At 42.1% G+C, this 17,736-nt stretch carries 22 protein-coding genes; 20 read left to right on the top strand and 2 right to left on the bottom strand.

Going from position 1 to position 17,736, the window contains the following annotated elements; genetic code table 11:
• Together ACUXZ4_RS05930 and ACUXZ4_RS05925 are read left to right on the top strand one after the other, a co-directional pair.
• Positions 1-1,422 (top strand): DUF935 domain-containing protein, encoded by a 1,422-nt coding sequence (locus ACUXZ4_RS05930; RefSeq protein ID WP_464972307.1) that lies wholly within the window; start codon positions 1-3, stop codon positions 1,420-1,422.
• Positions 1,419-2,693 (top strand): phage head morphogenesis protein, encoded by a 1,275-nt coding sequence (locus ACUXZ4_RS05925; RefSeq protein WP_464972306.1) that lies wholly within the window; start codon positions 1,419-1,421, stop codon positions 2,691-2,693. The genes ACUXZ4_RS05930 and ACUXZ4_RS05925 overlap by 4 nt, the downstream gene beginning before the upstream one ends.
• Positions 2,694-2,898: 205 nt before the next feature.
• On the opposite strand, the gene ACUXZ4_RS05920 is transcribed toward ACUXZ4_RS05925, so the two are convergent.
• Positions 2,899-3,486, bottom strand: coding sequence for a hypothetical protein (locus ACUXZ4_RS05920; RefSeq protein ID WP_464972305.1), 588 nt, complete (start codon positions 3,484-3,486; stop codon positions 2,899-2,901).
• A gap of 13 nt (positions 3,487-3,499) precedes the next feature.
• On the opposite strand from ACUXZ4_RS05920, the gene ACUXZ4_RS05915 reads away from it, so the two are divergent.
• The 10 genes from ACUXZ4_RS05915 to ACUXZ4_RS05870 all read left to right on the top strand — a co-directional run bounded on the left by ACUXZ4_RS05915 (position 3,500) and on the right by ACUXZ4_RS05870 (position 10,021).
• A complete protein-coding gene (locus ACUXZ4_RS05915; RefSeq protein ID WP_464972304.1) occupies positions 3,500-3,964 on the top strand; it encodes a phage virion morphogenesis protein in 465 nt (154 codons plus the stop codon).
• Between the two features lie 258 nt (positions 3,965-4,222).
• A complete protein-coding gene (locus tag ACUXZ4_RS05910; protein WP_464972303.1) occupies positions 4,223-5,317 on the top strand; it encodes a peptidase in 1,095 nt (364 codons plus the stop codon).
• 11 nt (positions 5,318-5,328) lie between these two features.
• Positions 5,329-6,264, top strand: coding sequence for a major capsid protein (locus ACUXZ4_RS05905; protein ID WP_464972302.1), 936 nt, complete (start codon positions 5,329-5,331; stop codon positions 6,262-6,264).
• 87 nt (positions 6,265-6,351) lie between these two features.
• Positions 6,352-6,642 carry a DUF7210 family protein gene (locus ACUXZ4_RS05900; RefSeq protein ID WP_464972301.1) on the top strand — a complete coding sequence of 97 codons (291 nt, stop codon included), beginning with the start codon at positions 6,352-6,354 and terminating at the stop codon, positions 6,640-6,642.
• The gene (locus tag ACUXZ4_RS05895) at positions 6,642-7,073 is read left to right on the top strand and encodes a gp436 family protein (RefSeq protein ID WP_464972300.1); all 432 of its coding nucleotides are present in this window, start codon (positions 6,642-6,644) and stop codon (positions 7,071-7,073) included. The genes ACUXZ4_RS05900 and ACUXZ4_RS05895 overlap by 1 nt, the downstream gene beginning before the upstream one ends.
• On the top strand, positions 7,074-7,574 hold the full coding sequence (locus ACUXZ4_RS05890) for a Gp37 family protein (RefSeq protein WP_464972299.1): 501 nt from the start codon (positions 7,074-7,076) through the stop codon (positions 7,572-7,574). It abuts the gene before it with no gap.
• Between the two features lie 15 nt (positions 7,575-7,589).
• Positions 7,590-8,975 (top strand): phage tail sheath family protein, encoded by a 1,386-nt coding sequence (locus ACUXZ4_RS05885; protein WP_464972298.1) that lies wholly within the window; start codon positions 7,590-7,592, stop codon positions 8,973-8,975.
• A 9-nt stretch (positions 8,976-8,984) separates the two neighbouring features.
• Positions 8,985-9,503 carry a phage major tail tube protein gene (locus ACUXZ4_RS05880; RefSeq protein WP_464972297.1) on the top strand — a complete coding sequence of 173 codons (519 nt, stop codon included), beginning with the start codon at positions 8,985-8,987 and terminating at the stop codon, positions 9,501-9,503.
• An 84-nt stretch (positions 9,504-9,587) separates the two neighbouring features.
• A complete protein-coding gene (locus ACUXZ4_RS05875; RefSeq protein ID WP_464972296.1) occupies positions 9,588-9,866 on the top strand; it encodes a phage tail assembly protein in 279 nt (92 codons plus the stop codon).
• Positions 9,867-9,886: 20 nt separating this feature from the next.
• Positions 9,887-10,021, top strand: coding sequence for a GpE family phage tail protein (locus ACUXZ4_RS05870; RefSeq protein ID WP_464972295.1), 135 nt, complete (start codon positions 9,887-9,889; stop codon positions 10,019-10,021).
• Here ACUXZ4_RS05870 and ACUXZ4_RS05865 read toward each other — a convergent pair.
• The gene (locus tag ACUXZ4_RS05865) at positions 10,016-10,387 is read right to left on the bottom strand and encodes a hypothetical protein (protein ID WP_464972294.1); all 372 of its coding nucleotides are present in this window, start codon (positions 10,385-10,387) and stop codon (positions 10,016-10,018) included. The genes ACUXZ4_RS05870 and ACUXZ4_RS05865 overlap by 6 nt on opposite strands.
• 37 nt (positions 10,388-10,424) lie before the next feature.
• Here ACUXZ4_RS05865 and ACUXZ4_RS05860 point away from each other — a divergent pair, with 37 nt between their 5' ends.
• Genes ACUXZ4_RS05860 through ACUXZ4_RS05825 form a run of 8 tightly spaced genes read left to right on the top strand, consistent with a single transcriptional unit; the run spans position 10,425 to position 17,711 of the window.
• A complete protein-coding gene (locus ACUXZ4_RS05860) occupies positions 10,425-12,884 on the top strand; it encodes a phage tail tape measure protein (RefSeq protein WP_464972293.1) in 2,460 nt (819 codons plus the stop codon).
• Positions 12,884-13,831: a phage tail protein gene (locus ACUXZ4_RS05855; RefSeq protein ID WP_464972292.1), complete on the top strand. Its 948-nt coding sequence runs from the start codon at positions 12,884-12,886 to the stop codon at positions 13,829-13,831. The genes ACUXZ4_RS05860 and ACUXZ4_RS05855 overlap by 1 nt, the downstream gene beginning before the upstream one ends.
• Positions 13,812-14,042, top strand: a complete 231-nt coding sequence (locus ACUXZ4_RS05850; RefSeq protein WP_464972291.1) for a tail protein X — start codon at positions 13,812-13,814, stop codon at positions 14,040-14,042. Before ACUXZ4_RS05855 ends, ACUXZ4_RS05850 begins: the two co-directional genes overlap by 20 nt.
• Positions 14,035-15,099, top strand: coding sequence for a phage late control D family protein (locus ACUXZ4_RS05845; RefSeq protein WP_464972290.1), 1,065 nt, complete (start codon positions 14,035-14,037; stop codon positions 15,097-15,099). The genes ACUXZ4_RS05850 and ACUXZ4_RS05845 overlap by 8 nt, the downstream gene beginning before the upstream one ends.
• Complete coding sequence (locus tag ACUXZ4_RS05840; protein WP_464972289.1) at positions 15,080-15,619, top strand: phage baseplate assembly protein V; 540 nt, start codon at positions 15,080-15,082, stop codon at positions 15,617-15,619. Before ACUXZ4_RS05845 ends, ACUXZ4_RS05840 begins: the two co-directional genes overlap by 20 nt.
• A 53-nt stretch (positions 15,620-15,672) precedes the next feature.
• Positions 15,673-16,050 carry a GPW/gp25 family protein gene (locus tag ACUXZ4_RS05835; protein ID WP_464972288.1) on the top strand — a complete coding sequence of 126 codons (378 nt, stop codon included), beginning with the start codon at positions 15,673-15,675 and terminating at the stop codon, positions 16,048-16,050.
• Entirely contained in the window at positions 16,040-17,152 is a 1,113-nt protein-coding gene (locus ACUXZ4_RS05830; protein ID WP_464972287.1) for a baseplate assembly protein, read from the top strand. The genes ACUXZ4_RS05835 and ACUXZ4_RS05830 overlap by 11 nt, the downstream gene beginning before the upstream one ends.
• Positions 17,145-17,711, top strand: a complete 567-nt coding sequence (locus tag ACUXZ4_RS05825; RefSeq protein WP_464972286.1) for a phage tail protein — start codon at positions 17,145-17,147, stop codon at positions 17,709-17,711. The genes ACUXZ4_RS05830 and ACUXZ4_RS05825 overlap by 8 nt, the downstream gene beginning before the upstream one ends.
• Positions 17,712-17,736: the final 25 nt, after the last annotated feature.

Below are 17,736 nucleotides of genomic sequence, written 5' to 3'. Positions count from 1 at the left end.
ATGCCAAAACAACAAGATTTAATCAGCGTTATTGCAACACGTGCCAGTGCTATCGACTTTTGGTCATTTATGCACTATTTGCCCAACCCTGATCCAGTTTTAAAGAAAATGGGTCGTGATATATCCGCTTATCGTGAAATCCTCTCAGATAGTCATGTGGGCGGTTGTGTACGTCGTCGTAAAGCAGCCATTAAAGGCTTAGAATGGCGCATTACGCCAACAGGCAATCAAAAAACAGATGATGTTTTAACCGCGCTTTTTAATCAGTTGCCACTTGCCAATATCATCAATCAAATCCTTGATGCAGCCCTCTTTGGTTATCAAGCGTTGGAAATTATGTGGGAATATGACAATGGTATGTGTTTACCTGTGGATATTGTCGGCAAACCGCAAGAATGGTTTGTGTTTAATCATGACAATGAACTCATGTTGCGAGATAAAGAACATCGCGACGGTAAGCCATTACCTGAAAAGAAATTCCTACTTGTGACCCAACAAGCAGATTACATCAACCCTTATGGTAGAGCCGATCTTGCACTGTGCTTTTGGGCTGCCACCTTTAAAAAGGGCGGGTTTAAGTTCTGGTTGGAGTTTGTAGAAAAGTATGCCACCCCTTATTTACTCGGCAAACACCCTCGCCAAGCACAAGTTCACGAAATTTCAGATCTTTTAGATAGTCTTGAAAATATGGTGGGGACAGCGGTAGGTGCTATCCCTAATGATAGTAGCATTGAAATTTTAGAAAGCGGCTCAAAAAGCGGTAGCTCACAAGTCTTTGATGACTTTTTGAAATACTGCAAGTCAGAAATTGCCATTGCGTTGTTAGGTCAAAACCAAACCACAGAGGCAGAAGCAAATCGTGCCAGCGCAATAGCGGGTTTTGAAGTAACGCGTGATATTCGAAATGATGATGCAAGCCTTGTGGAAAGCACATTTAATCAACTGTTGCAGTGGATTTGTGAACTCAATTTCCACGTGGAAACCTTGCCAAAATTTGAACTCTATGAACAAGAAAGCATTGATAAATTGCAAGCAGAACGCGACCAATTGCTCGCCAATATGGGCGTGCAATTTACCGAACAATATCTCGCGCGGACCTACGGTTTTGAACAAGGTGATATTGTACTTTCCTCTGAAAGTGCGGTGCAAAAGTCCGCACAATTTAACGAACCCCAACTACCACCCAATATTGCAGACGGTATTGTAGAACAGCTTGAGTTAGAAGGCGAACCCTATGTGGAACATTGGATGCAAGCTATCCAAGACAGACTTCAGCAAGCAGAAAGTTTGGAGGATTTCCGCAATCAACTGGATAGCCTGATTCCTGAACTCAGCTTCGCGGAATACGCAGAAGTGTTAGCGTGGGCATCAACCGTCGCAGAGTTAGCAGGTCGATATGCGGTGATTGAGGAGCAAAAATGACATTTCAATTCCAAGAGCAAGCGCGTTATTTTGCCAAGAAAATAAACTTGCCCACAGAAAGCTACCTCGATATTCAAGGCGAAGAGCATGATTATTTTTTCGTGGTCGCAGGTGCAAATCGTAATGAAATCGTGGACGCTTTTAGGCAGGCTGTTGATAACGCCATAGAACAAGGCGCCACTTTGGCACAATTTCGCAAAGACTTTGACGAGATTGTGGACAACACAGGTTGGCAATACAAAGGCGGACGTAATTGGCGCACACGTATCATTTACGATACCAATGTTTATGGGGCATACAATCGCGGTCGCCTCAAACAGCATTTAGAACTAGCGGATGTGCTACCTTATTGGGAATATCAACACAATGACAATGCCCATCCTCGCCAAGCACACGTTGATTTAGATGGCACCATTCGTCCTGCGAGCGATCCATTTTGGAAATATTACTACCCAATCAAAGCTTATGGCTGCCATTGCACCGTCATTGCCCATGATGAAGCAGATTTAAAAAACATGAGCAAAACTGTCAGTCCTCCAGTGGAAATTGAATATCAAGAAAAATGGGTAGGCGTACGTGTTGGCAATCCACGTATAGTGAATTTGCCGAAAGGTTATGATGTAGGCTTTGCGCCGCATAATTTTGAGAATTTAAAGCAAGATCGATTAGATAGCGTGGATAAACTGCTTATGCAAAAACACGTTACTTCTGATCCGAAATTTACCGCAGCAATGGTGGGTGATTTACTTGAGAGAAAGGAAATAGCGCAAATACAAAGTAAATCTGTAAAATCTTGGATTAGTCAAATTGATAGTGCTCAAGATGATAAGGCAATGCGATATGTTGAGAATTTAAAATTACTCGGTGTATTGCCTGTAAAAATCATCGAAAAATTGGAAAAGTTAAACATAGCACCACAATCAGCAATTATTGCAATGGAAAAGGGCGACTTAAAGCACGCATTAAGAGAATTAAAAGATAATTTCAATATTGCTGTACCACTATCTTTTTGGGAACAAATTGCTGATAAATTAAAACATCCAAAAGCAATTCTGCTAGAAAAGCAGCAAGAAACACCAACTTTGCTTTTTATTTATGAAATCGAAAAAACAAAATTGGCAATAAAAATCAACTATGACGCAACCCTATTTGATCGCATTAATGGCAAGCGAAACAATATCAAGTTAAATCGTATAATCACGGGAAGTTTATTTAAGGATACAACTGGGCTGAAAAGCAGTTTATATGAATTATTAGAGGGGAGTTTGTAACGACGAAGGACTCGAACCTTATAATGTAGGTTATTAGCCTACAACCTTTACCAACTAGGAAACTATCGTTACAAACTTTATTAAGGACTATTGCCTGCAATAAACGTCGAATTCGAACAGCATAAAGTGGACTAAGCCACGACCTTTACCATTAGGAAACTATTATTGCAGGCTTTGTAGCTAGACTATACGCCCAAACGATTTTTTAATCAAATACTTTAGTGGCACTTATACCACCGAAAGGATGAAGTTCTCCAACTTTCGCGTGGGTTATCAGTGGATTACCCACAACGGCTGTTTGCAGAATGTCCAAGAAATAATCACCGCTACCGTAAAGTTTGATAAATTGTTCAGGTTTGATTGTGGCTATTTCAACGCCATTTTCAACAAGGGATCGCGCCTCCGTATTCATTTGTAACACGGTTTGTTGAAATTGCTGTTTATCAAAAATCAGACGCAATACGCCATCAAGCTCGCTGTATTCGGGGCTGACTGTCCAACGATAATCCGCGATAGGAATATCCCAATAAATCTCAAACTCTGTAACAGTCTGAGTAAGCGGAGAATAAATAGCGGCATCATCAGGCATTCCACATTCACAAGTGATGGGATAATAGCTCGTATTATTGTTCATTTCTTCAGATAGGGCTAAGAAATCAAATACGGTACATTCGTCCCCTTCTAAGTGATAGCCATTAAACTTAGGTTGTATAGCAATGTCTATTGCAGGCTCATCATCAGCTTGAAAATACCGAATTTGATAACCCAGCTCTGTTTTTAACTCATAAACCATAAGGCAATCTCCAATGATAAAAATTACCCTCAATGATACGCAAGCAGCACAATCCTTGCAACAAATCGCCAACCAACTCAAACACCCTCGCAAGCTCTACGGTGTACTCGGTGAAACCTTAAAGAAAATCCACACTGAACGCTTTAAGTTAGAAGTTGATCCTGATGGCAAAAAATGGCAGCCACTTGCGCCAAAAACATTGGTTGCCAAAGCAAAACGCGGTAAAAGCCGTAAAATTTTGCGCCAAGATGGTAATCTTGCTGATCGGCTGGCTTATAATTTTGATGATCGCGGTGTAGAGTTTGGTTCGGAAATGCCATACGCACGACTGCACCAATTTGGTGGTAAAGCAGGACGAGGACATAAAGTAACTATTCCTGCACGTCCTTGGCTTGGCGTTAATCAACAAGATGGCGAGAAATTATTACAAAAAGCCACCGCACTTTTGCAACAACAAATTAATCAACTTGTGCGCTAATGAATAATTATTAAAATAACGCCACAATCGCTCTCAGTGGCGTTATGTTGTTTTAGATATACAATTTATCATCTAAAAAAATTTAAACGCCATTTAATCCATTTTAACGCCATTTTAACGCTATCCCACTTTCCACTTTAACTGGAATTTTAAAAAGCAGTAAAGAAACAGACTAATCTTTAAAGTGCTTTAAAATTATTCTCATCATTTTTTCGCTACGCTAAACCTTATTAAAGCGAATTGCTTATAGGAGTAAGCGTGGAACTGATCGAAATTTTCCGAGCAGGCGAACACAAGTCTGCCAATGGCAAAACATTCAACATCTCCAGAGATGATCTGCAGTTGGTCGTTGATAACTACACACCTGAATTTCACGAAGCGCCAATGGTTGTTGGTCACCCCAAATTAGATGCCCCAGCTTACGGTTGGATTGAATATCTTGAACTGGATGGCGATACCTTAAAAGCCAAACCAAAAGGAGTGGATGCGGAATTTGCTGAGCTTGTGCGCTCAGGCAAGTTTAAAAAAATTTCAGCCGCGTTTTATTTGCCTAAATCAGATAGCAATCCAAAACCTGAAGGTTATTACTTACGTCATGTCGGCTTTTTAGGTGCCATGCCACCCGCAGTTAAAGGTTTAAAAGATCCTGTATTTAATGATAGCCAAGAGGATGTTGTTGAATTTGGCGAATTAAGTTTATGGGCAAATGCAAACCTTTGGTCACGTATGCGGGATTTTTTTATTGAGAAATTTGGCTTGGAAGAAACTGACCGCGTACTGCCGAGCTGGCAAGTACAGGATTTGCATAATGAAGCCATACGTGAAGATTTAAAACAGACCAATAGTGCCGAAATTGTACCGCACTTTAATGAACCATTTTTAACCCCTGAAGATGACAAGCCACAAGGAGAAACTATGTCGCCTGAAGATCAACAAAAAATGGCTGAGCTAGAAGCCGAAAATGCACGCCTAAAAGCCGAGCAAGCCGAAGCTAAAAAAGCAGCCGAAGCAACAGCAAATGCTGAATTTGCTGAAAACTTAGTCGCCACAGGAAAACTTACACCAAAACAGAAAGATGCAGCTATTGCATTACTGAATACTGATTTTGATGCCCCTGAATTTGGTGAAGCGGATTTTAAAACACAGTTAAAAACCTTTTTAACTGAGTTGCCAAAGTCGGTGGAATTTAACGAAGTGGCAACCAAAGAAAATGCGGTAGAGCCACAAGATGACAGCGTGGAATATGCCGAAGGCACTGATCCAGCCTCCATTGAAGCAGATCAGAAAGTTCGTGCATATATGAAAACGCATAACGTCGATTATGCAACTGCCTTCAACGCAATTTACCAATAAGGAGTAACTTAATGAGCACAGCACATAATTTGCAAAAATTACGCGTTCAAGACCCTGTTTTAACCAATCTGGCACAGGGATACCACAACAATGAACTCGTCGGCGAATTTTTAATGCCGACCGTCGAAATTGAAAAAGAAGCGGGCAAAATTCCGCAATTTGGTCGCCTTGCATTCCGCTTACCAAGTACAGTGCGTACATTACGTGGTGCATCCAACCGTCTTGACCCAGAAGACATCACAGCAATTGATGTTGCGTTAGAAGAGCATGATGTGGAATATGCCATCGACTACCGCGAAGAAAATGAGGCAATTTTCTCTTTACGCCAATTTGCTCTCAACACGACTCAAGATGTGATTGCCCTTGGGCGTGAAAAAGAAATAGCAGCCCTTGCCCTCGATGAAAGCAAATATGCTACGACAAACAAAGTAGTATTAAGTGGTACATCCAAATTCACCTCTGATACAGCAGATATTTTCGGTATCTTCGATACAGGTATCCGCGCAATCAAACGTTCTATTGGTCGCAAACCGAATGTATGTGTGATTGCTGGTGATGTATGGGAAGTTCTAAAAGACCACCCAAAAGTCATTGAAAAACTAAAATATTCTCAAGTAGCGATTATCACACCTGAAGTCTTTGCTAAATTAATTGGCATTGAAGAAGTAAAAATTGGTGAAGCGGTTTATGAGCAAAGCAGTCAACTGAAAGATATTTGGTCTGATGCTGTCGTGCTTGCTTATGTACCAACGCGAGCTAAAGGTAGCAAAGGCACTGTCTATGAACCATCTTATGGCTACACTGTACGTCGTCATAAAGGGTTGTTTGTCGATAAGTACCATGAAAATGGGGGCAAAATTGAGGTGATCCGCACTACAGATATTCATAAGCCACATCTTGTGGGTGCTTCTGCAGGTTACTTAATTAAAAAATGCATAAGTGCATAACTCCATCATTAACACCGCATTTAACCTTGCTTAAACACCCATTAAATGCGGTGTATTTTGTAAAAGAATTTCATTAGGAGAAAAACAATGGAACAAAAACTGGCTTATTTAGTCGTGGCAAGTACGGCGATTTTGCATAACGGGAAACGTTATGAACAAGGCAATAAAATTGAACTGACTGATGACGAAGCAGAAAACTTATCTCTCTATATTGAGCTAGATAAAAGCGAAGTCGAAAAACAAGCGGCAGAACGTAAGACTGCTGAAGATAATGCCGAAAAAGCACGTTTAGCTGCAGAAACAGCTGCTAAGAAAGCAGAGGCTAAAGCTGCAAAAGAGGCAGCAAAAAAAGCTGAACATAACGGAGACGATAAATAATGTACATATCGGTACAAGATTTAAATGAGGTGCTAAGTGAGCGCAGTTTGATTGAATTATCAAATGATAGCTCTCGTGCAACGGATGTTAATCAGCAAGTGTTAGAAAAAGCCTGTTTACATGCAACTGAAATAGTAGATGGCTACTTACGCTCACGCTATATCACCCCATTAAGTCAAGTACCGACTATTGTGCGTAATATCTGTTTGCAACTGGCTCGTTATTGGCTTTACTCGCGTCGCCCAGAAGGCAAGGGATTTCCTGACAATGTGAAGGAAACCTATAACCAAGCCTTAAAAGATTTAGAACGTATCCAAAATGGCAAATTACATCTAGGGTTAATTGAATTAAGCGCCACAGATGATAGTTTGCCAGCAGTGGCGAAGTTCCAAGTGCGTGGCGCAGAAAAGCTTGATTTGTCGGGGTATTAAATGTCAGCAACCTTGCCTATTTTAACCAGTATTCGTGACCATTTGCTTGAGCAGGTAGAGCGTTTTGCGGTAGAGCTTTTTCCTGAAGATGTAGCGAGTTACTACCTCAAAGACGAACTAGGTGCGATTTTGGTGCAATACGCAGGCTCGAAGTTTGAAAGCTTAGATAGCGTGGACATTGTCCAACAACACCGTCTTGTGCATATTGCCCTTACAGTGATTGCGCGTAGTCAACATGATGACAGTGGTGCTTTAGATATCCTCGACAAAGTGCGGTTAAAAATAGTGGGATTTTGCCCTACAAATTGTACTGCATGCCAACTCGTCAGCGAGGAATTTGCAGGCGAAGCAGATGGTCTTTGGCAATATCAACTCATCGTGCGAACGGAAACTTGGCAGGTGCAACAAATTACTGTGCCTGATCTACCTAAGTTTGTCTCTGTACACTTACGTCGTAAAGATCAACCTGTACGTCCCGATTTAATGTTAAAAAAAGAGTAATAAGAGGAGAAATGTATGCCATTTCATCATGGTTCTGAAACCCATCGCGTCAACGGTGGATCTGTCCCTGTACGTGTCGTTGACAGTGCCATTATCGGTATTGTAGGTACTGCCCCGAAAGGTGTTGTCAATGAGTTAACCCCTTGTATGACGCGCAAGGACTTTGCACAATTTGGTACGATTTTAGGACAAGGGTTTACCTTGCCTGATGCCTTCGATATTTTAGCGCGTTATGCGGCTGGGCGTGTATATGTAGTTAATGTACTTGATCCAACAAAGCATAAAAGCACGATTGCGAGCGAAGAATTAACTGTCGATAGTGCCACATTGACTGCGCGTACTAGCAAACAAGGCTTGATTAATTTAACCCTAAGCAGCAATTCAGGCAGCTTAAATGAGGGGGCGGATTATCGCGTCAACCTTGAAACAGGCGAAATCACCCTAAGTGCTGCACAAACTAATCTCACTGCAAATTATGATTATGCCGACCCATCGCGTGTTACCGAAGATGACATCAAAGGCGGTGTAGATAGCTTAACTGGCAAACGCAAAGGTTTTGAATTATTGCGTGATGGTTTTAACCTTTACGGTGCTGATGCCAAAATCCTTATTTGCCCTGAGTTCGATAAAACAGCAAGCTGCGCTGCCGCCTTGGCGACCTTGGCTGACCAATTGCATGCTAAAGCCTATATTCAACTCCCGAAAGGCACAAGCCTTTCTAAAGCAATTCAAGGACGAGGACCTCAAGGCACAATTAACGCTGCAGCAAGCAATGAAAATGTGCGTCATTTCTTCCCTTATGCCATTGGCTCGACCAATAGCTTAGAAAGCTTAGCCACACATGCGGCAGGATTGCGTATGTGGGTGGATGTGGAAAAAGGCTACTGGTTTAGTACGTCTAACCACGAATTACGTGGTGTTATTGGTATGGAATTACCGCTTACTGCTCGCGTGGATGATATCCAGTCGGAAACTAATAACCTAAACGCAGTGGGTATTACGACCATCTTCAATAGTTTTGGTACAGGTTTTCGTTTATGGGGTAACCGTTCATCTAATTACCCAACGGTCACTCATATTAGCAATTTTGAGGTGGCATCACGCACAGGTGATATTATCGACGAAAGTATTCGTCAAGCCGAATTGCAATATATTGATAAACCGATTGATGATGCCTTAATTGATAGTTTTATCGAAACCTTGGATACCTTCCTGCGTTCGCAAAAATCGTTGGTGGGTTATAGTGTCGGACTTGACCATGAATATGATCTCGTCAATGCCTTTAGTGAGGGACAAATCCCGTTGGTTTATGACTACACCCCAAAAATCCCTGGGGAGCGCATTACCAATAAATCGGTGATGACCCGTAAATATCTGGTCAATTTGGTATCACAAAAATAGGAGTGATAAATGAGTACTACAATTAATCAAATCGTCAACGCCAATGTTTATATGGATGGCAACTCCTTACTGGGTAAAGCCAAAGAGTTCAAGTTGCCAGACATTGAATTCGAACAAATTGAACATAAAGGTTTGGGGCTTATTGGTACAATTAAATTGCCAGCTGGCATGAACGCCTTAGAAGGTGAGGTTACTTGGGATAGCTTTTATCCTGAAGTGCGCGCACGTGCTTATAATCCGTTTAAAAACGTGCAATTAATGGCGCGGTCCAACTTGCAGGTCTTCAGTTCGCGTGGATTGGAAGCTGAAGTGCCAATGGTTACGGTAATGAATGTGAGTTTTAATAAAACCACAGGTGGTAGCCTAAAAAATAAAGAGGCAACCGAACATCAAGACAGTTTCCAAATCCATTCTATTAAGCAAATGGTGGATGGTAAAGAAATCTTGTTCTATGATGCGTTTGCTAATATCCTGCGCGTTAATGGCGAAGATGTATTGCGTAAATACCGCACCAATATTGGTCAGTAAATCTTTAAACTGGTTTAAAATCAATTTAACCGCAATTTAATTAAACTCCTTAGTGAAATCTAACAACCACTAAGGAGTTTTTTTATGTCTGAACTAACCAAAGAAATTAATCTCTATCGCAAAATTAAATTGCTTTTCCCTATTCGTGACGGCGAAGGCAAAGAAATTACTGAGTTGAATGTACGCCGAGCCAAAGTGCGCGACATCAAGCGAATGAACGAATTACAAGGTAGCGATGCGGACAAAGAAGTCTATATGCTGGCATTGCTTACAGGATTAGTCCCTGAAGATTTAGATGATTTGGATATTGCTGACTATGCCAATGTGCAAAAAGCCTTTGCCGAGATGCAAAAGGGAAAGTAACTAGTAGTCAGCTTGATGAAATGATTGCAGATGTGGCTTGGTGGTATGGTTGGAATGTCAGCGAAATTGAGCAAATGAGCTTAGCGGAGCTACAAACTTGGATGGAACAAGCCAACCGCCAAATTAAAGCAGGATATACAAAAGCCACGCTATGACGTGGCTTTTGTAGCTTTGTGTTTTTCGACTTGTTCGACAATCAAACCGAGCAAAATAAAAGCGCAGATAACTGCGGTGGTTTTGGTGAAATAGTAAAAGGCGAAACCGATAGCAGTAAGCAATAACCCAGCAGCTATTGTATAAGCAAACCATTCTGATGTGAGTTCTAATTGTCTTTTTGTTAGTATCGTTTCTAATAACGCGCCAACACAGCCAAAGACAATAAGACCTCCAATAATGCTTGTGATAATTGGATAGAAATGAAAGGCAATCATCACTCCAATGAATAGGATGAGCAGCAAAATACAAGCGCCGATTAAGATAAGCATATCCTCAATGAACTCAAAAAGTGCTTTCAAGATCATACTTTTTCTCCTCTACATTTAAAGGGAACTATAAATTATGTCGTCTAATTTAGCAATATCTTTAGTCATCGGAGCCTCTGTTGGTGGCGCGATTTCGGGCATCAGAAATGTGCGAAACAGTCTAAAGCTATTTCGAGATGATACACAAACTACGGGACAACGTATCGGAGCATTATTCAAAAATGCAGCATTAAGTACTGGCTCTCTTATTTCTTTGGGAACTGCTACCGCAAGCTCCATTCTTGCAGCAGCACAGCCCGCGATAAAATTTGAAAGCGCAATGGCAGATGTGAAAAAGGTTGTCAATTTTGATAGCCCAAAACAGTTTAAAGAAATGGGGCAAGATATTCTGCAATTAACGCGCACAATTCCGATGGCTGGCGAGGAAATAGCAGCGATTGTGGCTGCAGGAGGACAAGCTGGTATCGCTCGAGAATATTTGCTTGGTTATGCGCAGGACGCAGCCAAAATGGGTGTTGCTTTTGATATGGCAGCAGGCGATGCAGGGACGGCAATGGCAACAATGGCAAACGTACTCGGTAAACCTATCAAGGAAATGGCACGTTTTGGCGATGTGATCAATCATTTATCAGACAACGCAAATGCTAAAGCAGCAGATATTGTGAATGTGATCGCTCGCGCAGGTTCGGATACAAGAATGTTGGGGTTAACCGAAAATCAAGCTGCCGCATTGGGTTCAACTTTTCTTTCAATGGGTAAAGCCCCTGAGCTGGCAGCGCAAGCCATTAAAGGGATGAGTGCCTCTTTTGCAGACTTAAAGGCTGGAAAGCACGCCAAAGAATTAGCGATGTTAGGATTAACACCTAAATCTTTTGCTAAAGCAATGAATAAAGACGCGCAAGGCGCGATTTCAGATTTTATTGAGCGCGTGAAGAAATTGCCAAAAGACAAGCAATACCCAATCCTCGCCAAAATGTTCGGTCGCCAATATGCCGATGACATGATGTTGTTGGCACAAAACACCGCGGAATACAACCGTCAGCTCGGCTTGCTTGAAGAGCGCGATGAAAACGGAAATTTGAAATATATCGGCTCAATGGAGCGAGAATTTCAAAACCGAAGTGCAACGACTGAAAACAATTTGCAACTATTGAAAAATAGTTTTACTGAAATTGGGAACACGATTGGCGAAAAATTACTTCCTGTTATCAATACCTTTGTCAATTGGCTCAAGCCGATAATTTACAACATTGTCGAATGGATTGATGCTAATTCTGAGCTGGTTACCATGGCATTGCAAGTTGGCGGTGCAGTTATTGGGGCTGCAGGGGGATTTTTAGCCATGAAAAGTGCTTTATCATTAGGATTAGCAATCCTTCTTTCATTTAAATGGGGCGTGGTTAAATTATTTTCAGGTGTTGTACGACTTGCGGTTGGATTGGGGCGTACCATTGTCTATATCGCCAAGGCAAGTATGTTTGCGTTCAATCTTGGCAAAATACTTGCAGGCTTATTGTTCAAAGGGATTGTTTTTGTTAGCAAAGCAGCTTGGGGGCTAGCTAAAGTTCTCGGCGGTGCTTTAGTGAAAGGCATTACCCTTGCTGGTAAAGCTATGCTTTTCCTCGGACGTGCTTTAATGGCAAACCCTATCTTAATAGTGATCGGTATTATCGCTGCAGCTGCTTATTATGTGTGGAGCAACTGGGCAACCCTTCAACCGAAATTCCAAGCCCTTTGGCAAACCATTACAGGCTACTTTGAAGGCGCCTGGCAATGGATTAAGGGTGCGTGGTCTGGAGTTGGAGAATGGGTTTCTTCCGTTTGGGATAGTGTAACCATCTATTTCAGTAACCTTTGGGGAAGTGTTACATCTCTATTCTCAGGCAATTTTAACCAACTCGGCAATCTAATCCTTGCTTTCAATCCATTGGCGCTCTTTCAGCAAGCTTTTTCAGCTGTCCTCTCATGGTTCGGAGTTGATATGCCTGCCATGTTTACCAACTTTGGTAAAAATATCATCGACGGTTTAGTCAATGGTATAAAAAACACATGGGAAAGTGTGAAACAAAGTGTGTTGGACCTTGGCGGTAATATCACTTCTTGGTTTAAGGAAAAACTGGGTATTCACAGTCCTAGCCGCGTATTTATGGGGTTTGGTGTCAATACTGTTGAAGGATTGGCAATAGGTTTGGATAAAAGCGCCCCTATCGCTACCCAATCTATCGCCAAAATTAGCGAACAGATGCAACAAGGCATGTCGGCAGAAACTGCGCTAAAAATGACCGCGCTTTCTTCACAAGCTGAAACACAACCTTATCAATCCTTACAACAAACCTATCAACAACACCAAATTGAGAGAGATACACAAGGACGCGAAGCGATTAACATCAACTTTAACCCAACCATTCAAGTTAATGGTAGTCAGGAAAAATCAGGATTATTAAACGATATTCAACAGGGCTTAAATATGAGTTTAATAGAGTTTGAACAGCTATTAAATCGCGTATTAGATCAACGTCAACGGAGGGCTTATTAATGTATTTTATGCTCGGCAATATTTCCTTTGAGCCTGCCAATCTCACTGATTTTAATGAAACCCATGCAGCTGAATTTGCTGAACATCAGGTGTTAAAAGGCAAGCCACAACTGCAAGCCATGGGGGAAAAGCTCATTGAGTCACATTTTACCTTGCGTTTGCATTATCGCTTAGGTGGCGTAGAAAGCCGCTATCAAGCCTTATTGGAAGCACAATCTAAGCAAGAAGCACTCGCGCTCATTTGGGGACGAGGTAAATATCGAGGTAATTTTGTGATTACCGCTATTAGTTCAACCACACTATTTACTGATGCTGAAGGCAATGTGCTCTGTCGTGAAATGGATATCAGCCTAAAAGAATATGCTGGAGAACTTGAAAATAATCCTCTCGGTGCGGCGTTGAATTTGTCTAGTGGCTCATTGTTGGGGTCGTTATTGCCTGCAGGTATAACTAATGGTTTGTCACAGGTCAAAAATGCGGTGCAAAAAGGGCTGGAATATTACAATCAAGGTAAACGTATTGTGGATGAGGTGCGTAATACTGTCGCCTTGGTACGTCAATTTGCTGATAATCCTTTGGCGGCAATTAATCACTTACCACACGCCCTAACGGGTTTAGATCAGGCTTTAGGCTGTTTTAGTGAGGTGAAATTACTGTCCAATATATTTTCTGAGGCACAAAAGGTACTCCCTATGGTCGCTGAATTCGGGCAAGAGGTTGCCTCGATTTATGACGAACTCAACACTATGCGCCAGCATTTCAGTGGTGCAAATACAGAAAACGCATGGGATGATTGGTTTACTCCTGCTGATACCGCATTAAATAATGTGAATAATAGTATGGATATGCTCGCGCCACGCGTGGCGAAAATGACAGCTTGGATTGTATTGCGCAGCGATGAAACAATAGAAGAAACGGAGACAGATAATGGCACAAACCTATCTTAAGCACATCGTCAAACAAGGAGAGCGTTGGGACAGTCTTGCCTATCATTATTACGGTAACGCCTGTGAATACAGTCGTATTATTGATGCCAATCCTCACATCAGCCTATGTGAAATGCTACCCACTGGTGCGGTGTTGTTTATCCCCGTTTTGCAAGTTAAAGCAACTAATAATGCAGATATGCCACCTTGGCTAAGAGGTCGAGATGAGTAATGTGCCACAACCTGATTTTTCACTTTTTTATGAGCAAACCAATATCACTGCCGATATTGAGCCTGATTTAATTGAGCTTAATTACACTGATTATCTTGAAGGGCAATCGGACGAGCTATCTGTTGAGTTTTACGACAAAAGCGGAAAATGGATTCGCCAGTGGTTCCCAACACAAGGTGATAAGCTCAAAGCCGCAATTGGCTACAAAGGCACGCAACTCGTAGATATTGGTGCATTTGAAATAGATGAAGTGGAATATCGCTACAAACCCTCAACTATTCAGTTGCGCGCGCTTAGTACAGGGATTAGCAAGTCCAATCGCACCTTAAAGCCAAAAGCCTTTGAAAACACCACTCTTGCACAAGTGGTAAACAAAGTGGCAGAACAGCTGAAATTGAAAGTGGTCGGCAAAATCAAACACATCCCGATTAAACGTATTACGCAATATCAAGAGCGGGATGTGGAATTTTTAGCTCGTTTAGCACGTGAATATCATCATAGTTTTAAGATTGTGGACAATCAGTTGGTATTTACTGACAAATCTGAGTTAGGTGTCAGTGAACCTGTGTTGATATTGGATGAACATGATGTGCTGAGTTTACGCCTACGTGACCGCATTAAAGATACCGCCAAGGCAGTGGATATTAGTGGTTATGATGCCAATGGTAAAAAACTAGTCAAAAAACGTAAAAAATCCACCGCGCTTCGCCCTCAATTGAAACAAGCACAAACCGCAAGTGGCGATGTGTTGAAAGTGGTGACACGCGGTGAAACACAAGAACAAATTGATGCACGTGGTGAGGCGGCATTAGCGGAACAAAATGACGACCAATCTGCAGGTAATATCAGTCTTGTAGGTAATCCAAAACTCGTGGCTGGCGCAACGATAGAATTACGCAACCTTGGTGTGTTTTCGGGTAAATATCTCATCAAGTCCTCGCGCCATCGCTTTGCAAAATCACAGGGGTACACCACAGACATTGAAGTGCGTCTGCTCGAATTTATCCCCGATGATTTAAACCTAACGGAAGCCAAAAATGAAACAACCAACCCATAATTTCGGTGCAACCTATCAAGAAGGCATTGTCAGTGCAGTAGATGCTGCCAAACACAAAGTGCGGTGTAAAATCCCTGCACTTGAAGACTTGGAGACTACATGGTTGCCGTTTCTTACACCTAATGCAGGTGGCAATCAGTTTTACTGCTTACCTGATAAAGGCGAGCTTGTGGCAATACTACTTGATGCTCGTGGTGAAGGCGGTTGTGTACTTGGTACGATTTACAACGAGCAAGATCCTACTCCGACACAAGATAATGCCATGTGGATGAAAAAGTTTAGTAACGGCACTGAGATTTCCCATAATCGCAAAACAGGCGATGTCATTGTCAATACCACTGGCAACGTGATAGTAACCGCAGGTCAAGCCATTGTGCATGCGGATACACGAGTCAATGGTAATTTGCATGCTACAGGGGCTATCACTTCAGACACCTCTGTTGATGCGCCATCTGTTACCTCTAACGGTGTTGTATTGGATAGCCACCGCCATAACGGTGGACCAACACCTGACAAATAATTCTTTAAACCAGTTTAAAATCAATTCCTTGTTATAGCCTGTATCCTCAGGCTATGAACACACAAGACAGTATCTATTCAACCCATTGGCAACTTTCACCACATGATGATAAATCAGCGGTGGTGCAAGGTGTTGATGATATCCATCAGTGCATAGCTAACATTCTTGCCACGCATAAAGGCTCGGATGTGCTGCGTCCTGAATTTGGCTCTGATCATTTTCGTTATATTGATGCGCCTGAAGATGTTGCTATCCCAAATTTTGTGCGCGAAATCACCCAAGCGCTACAACGCTGGGAAAAACGCATCAACATTGAACAGGTGTTAATTGCAGGCTCAGCTCCTCACTTTACTTTTACTGTGCTATGGATGTTGACCGATGCAGTCTATCCCGAAATTCATGCGACAGAGGTAAGCCACAATGGATATTAATAACCGCTACGACATTAAAGTGGTGCCTGAAGATGTAAAACAAATTCTCGCCGATAGCATTGCGAAATATGAGAAAGACACAGGCAAAATGTTGCAACCTGCTCATATTGAACGCTTGATTATTAATGTCTATGCCTTCCGCGAATTATTAACTCGTAAAGGCATTAACGAGGCATTTCGTCAAACCTTTCCACAAACCGCCACAGGCATTGCTCTCGATTTATGTGGTGAAACCATGGGGTGTTACCGTTTAACAGACAAACCAGCACGTTGTATTTTACGTTTTTCAGTGCAAGGCGTTCATCAATCCATTCTTATTCCTAAAGGCACTCAAGTCGCCGTTAGTGATGATCTTTATTTTGCCACATTAAATGATGATGTGATCACTCCACTCATTTCATACGTAGAAATTGAGGCTGAATGTAATCAAGTGGGATTGAAAGGCAATGGTTGGGAAGTGGGACGCATTAAAAATCTCAAAACTGCACTAAATTCCACTGTAGTTGAAGTGCGTAATGTCGATATTTCTAGTGGCGGATTAGTCCGAGAAGCTGATGATGACTATCGCAAGCGCATACTCGCAGCACCAGAGGCATTTAGCTCGTGCGGCTCAATCGCTGCTTATGATTACCATACGCGAGCAGTTTCACAAGCCATTGCGGATGTCAATATTGCTACACCTAAAGGTGGGCTTGTGCGTATCACTGTACTGACAAAAACGGGACTCCCTGATAGTCGCCTGTTGCAAGATATAAAAAAACACCTCAGCGCAGAACGCTTGCGCCCACTTTGTGACACCGTAGAAGTTATCGCACCAACTCAGCGAGATTATCAAATTCGCGCAGAATTAACCTTGTTAGATGGCTATCGCGAAGACGTTGTTAAAACCAAAGCAAGAGACGCACTGCAGCAATATTTATCGGACAAAACCAAAAAGCTAGGAATGGACATTGTGCCAAGTGCCATTATTTCGGCATTGCGTGTTGAAGGAGTTTATGATGTCAACCTTATCCAACCGAGCAAAACAGTCGTCGCAGACAATGAATGGGCAAACTGTACAAGCCTAAGTATTGAAGTCGCAGAAGGACGCACTAATGGCTAAGTTGCAATATGCAGATATTATCGTTAATGACCCTAAATATACCGCACTTGCAGATTTAAGCTTACGTTTAGGGCAATTAAGTACTCAGCAAATTATGACAACGTTAGTTGAGTTGCTAGGAGATGAATTTACCCCCTTATTAGCGGAAAAATGGAGTGTAACAGGCTATGACGGTGAGTTTGTAGCGGAAAGCGAAGGCTCGAAGCAAGCATTAATCAAAAATGCCATTGAACTGCATCGACGTAAAGGCACGCCAAGTGCTATCCGAGAAGTATTGCGCAAACTTGGTTTTGGTGAAATCGAAATTGACGAAGGGTTAAAAGATCGTGTTTATGAAAACACCAATGTGACTCGCATACCAACTGAAGAACGCTGGGCGCATTATGCTATCCGACTCACTCAACCTGTCACTAATGAACAGGTTGCCAATATCCGCAAAGTGTTGCGTAATTTTGCCCCCGCAAGATGTATTTTGGCAGTGCTGGACTATAAAGCTGCAGCAATCCGATACAACAACAAAGCGCGCTATGACCGCACTTATAACCATGGCTCTAACTAATTTTAAAGTAGATTAAAGGACGTTT

This window comes from Reella acinonychis, assembly GCF_052828705.1.
The sequence above is the reverse complement of the archived record's forward strand: the minus strand, read 5'-3'. Positions and strand labels throughout refer to the sequence as shown.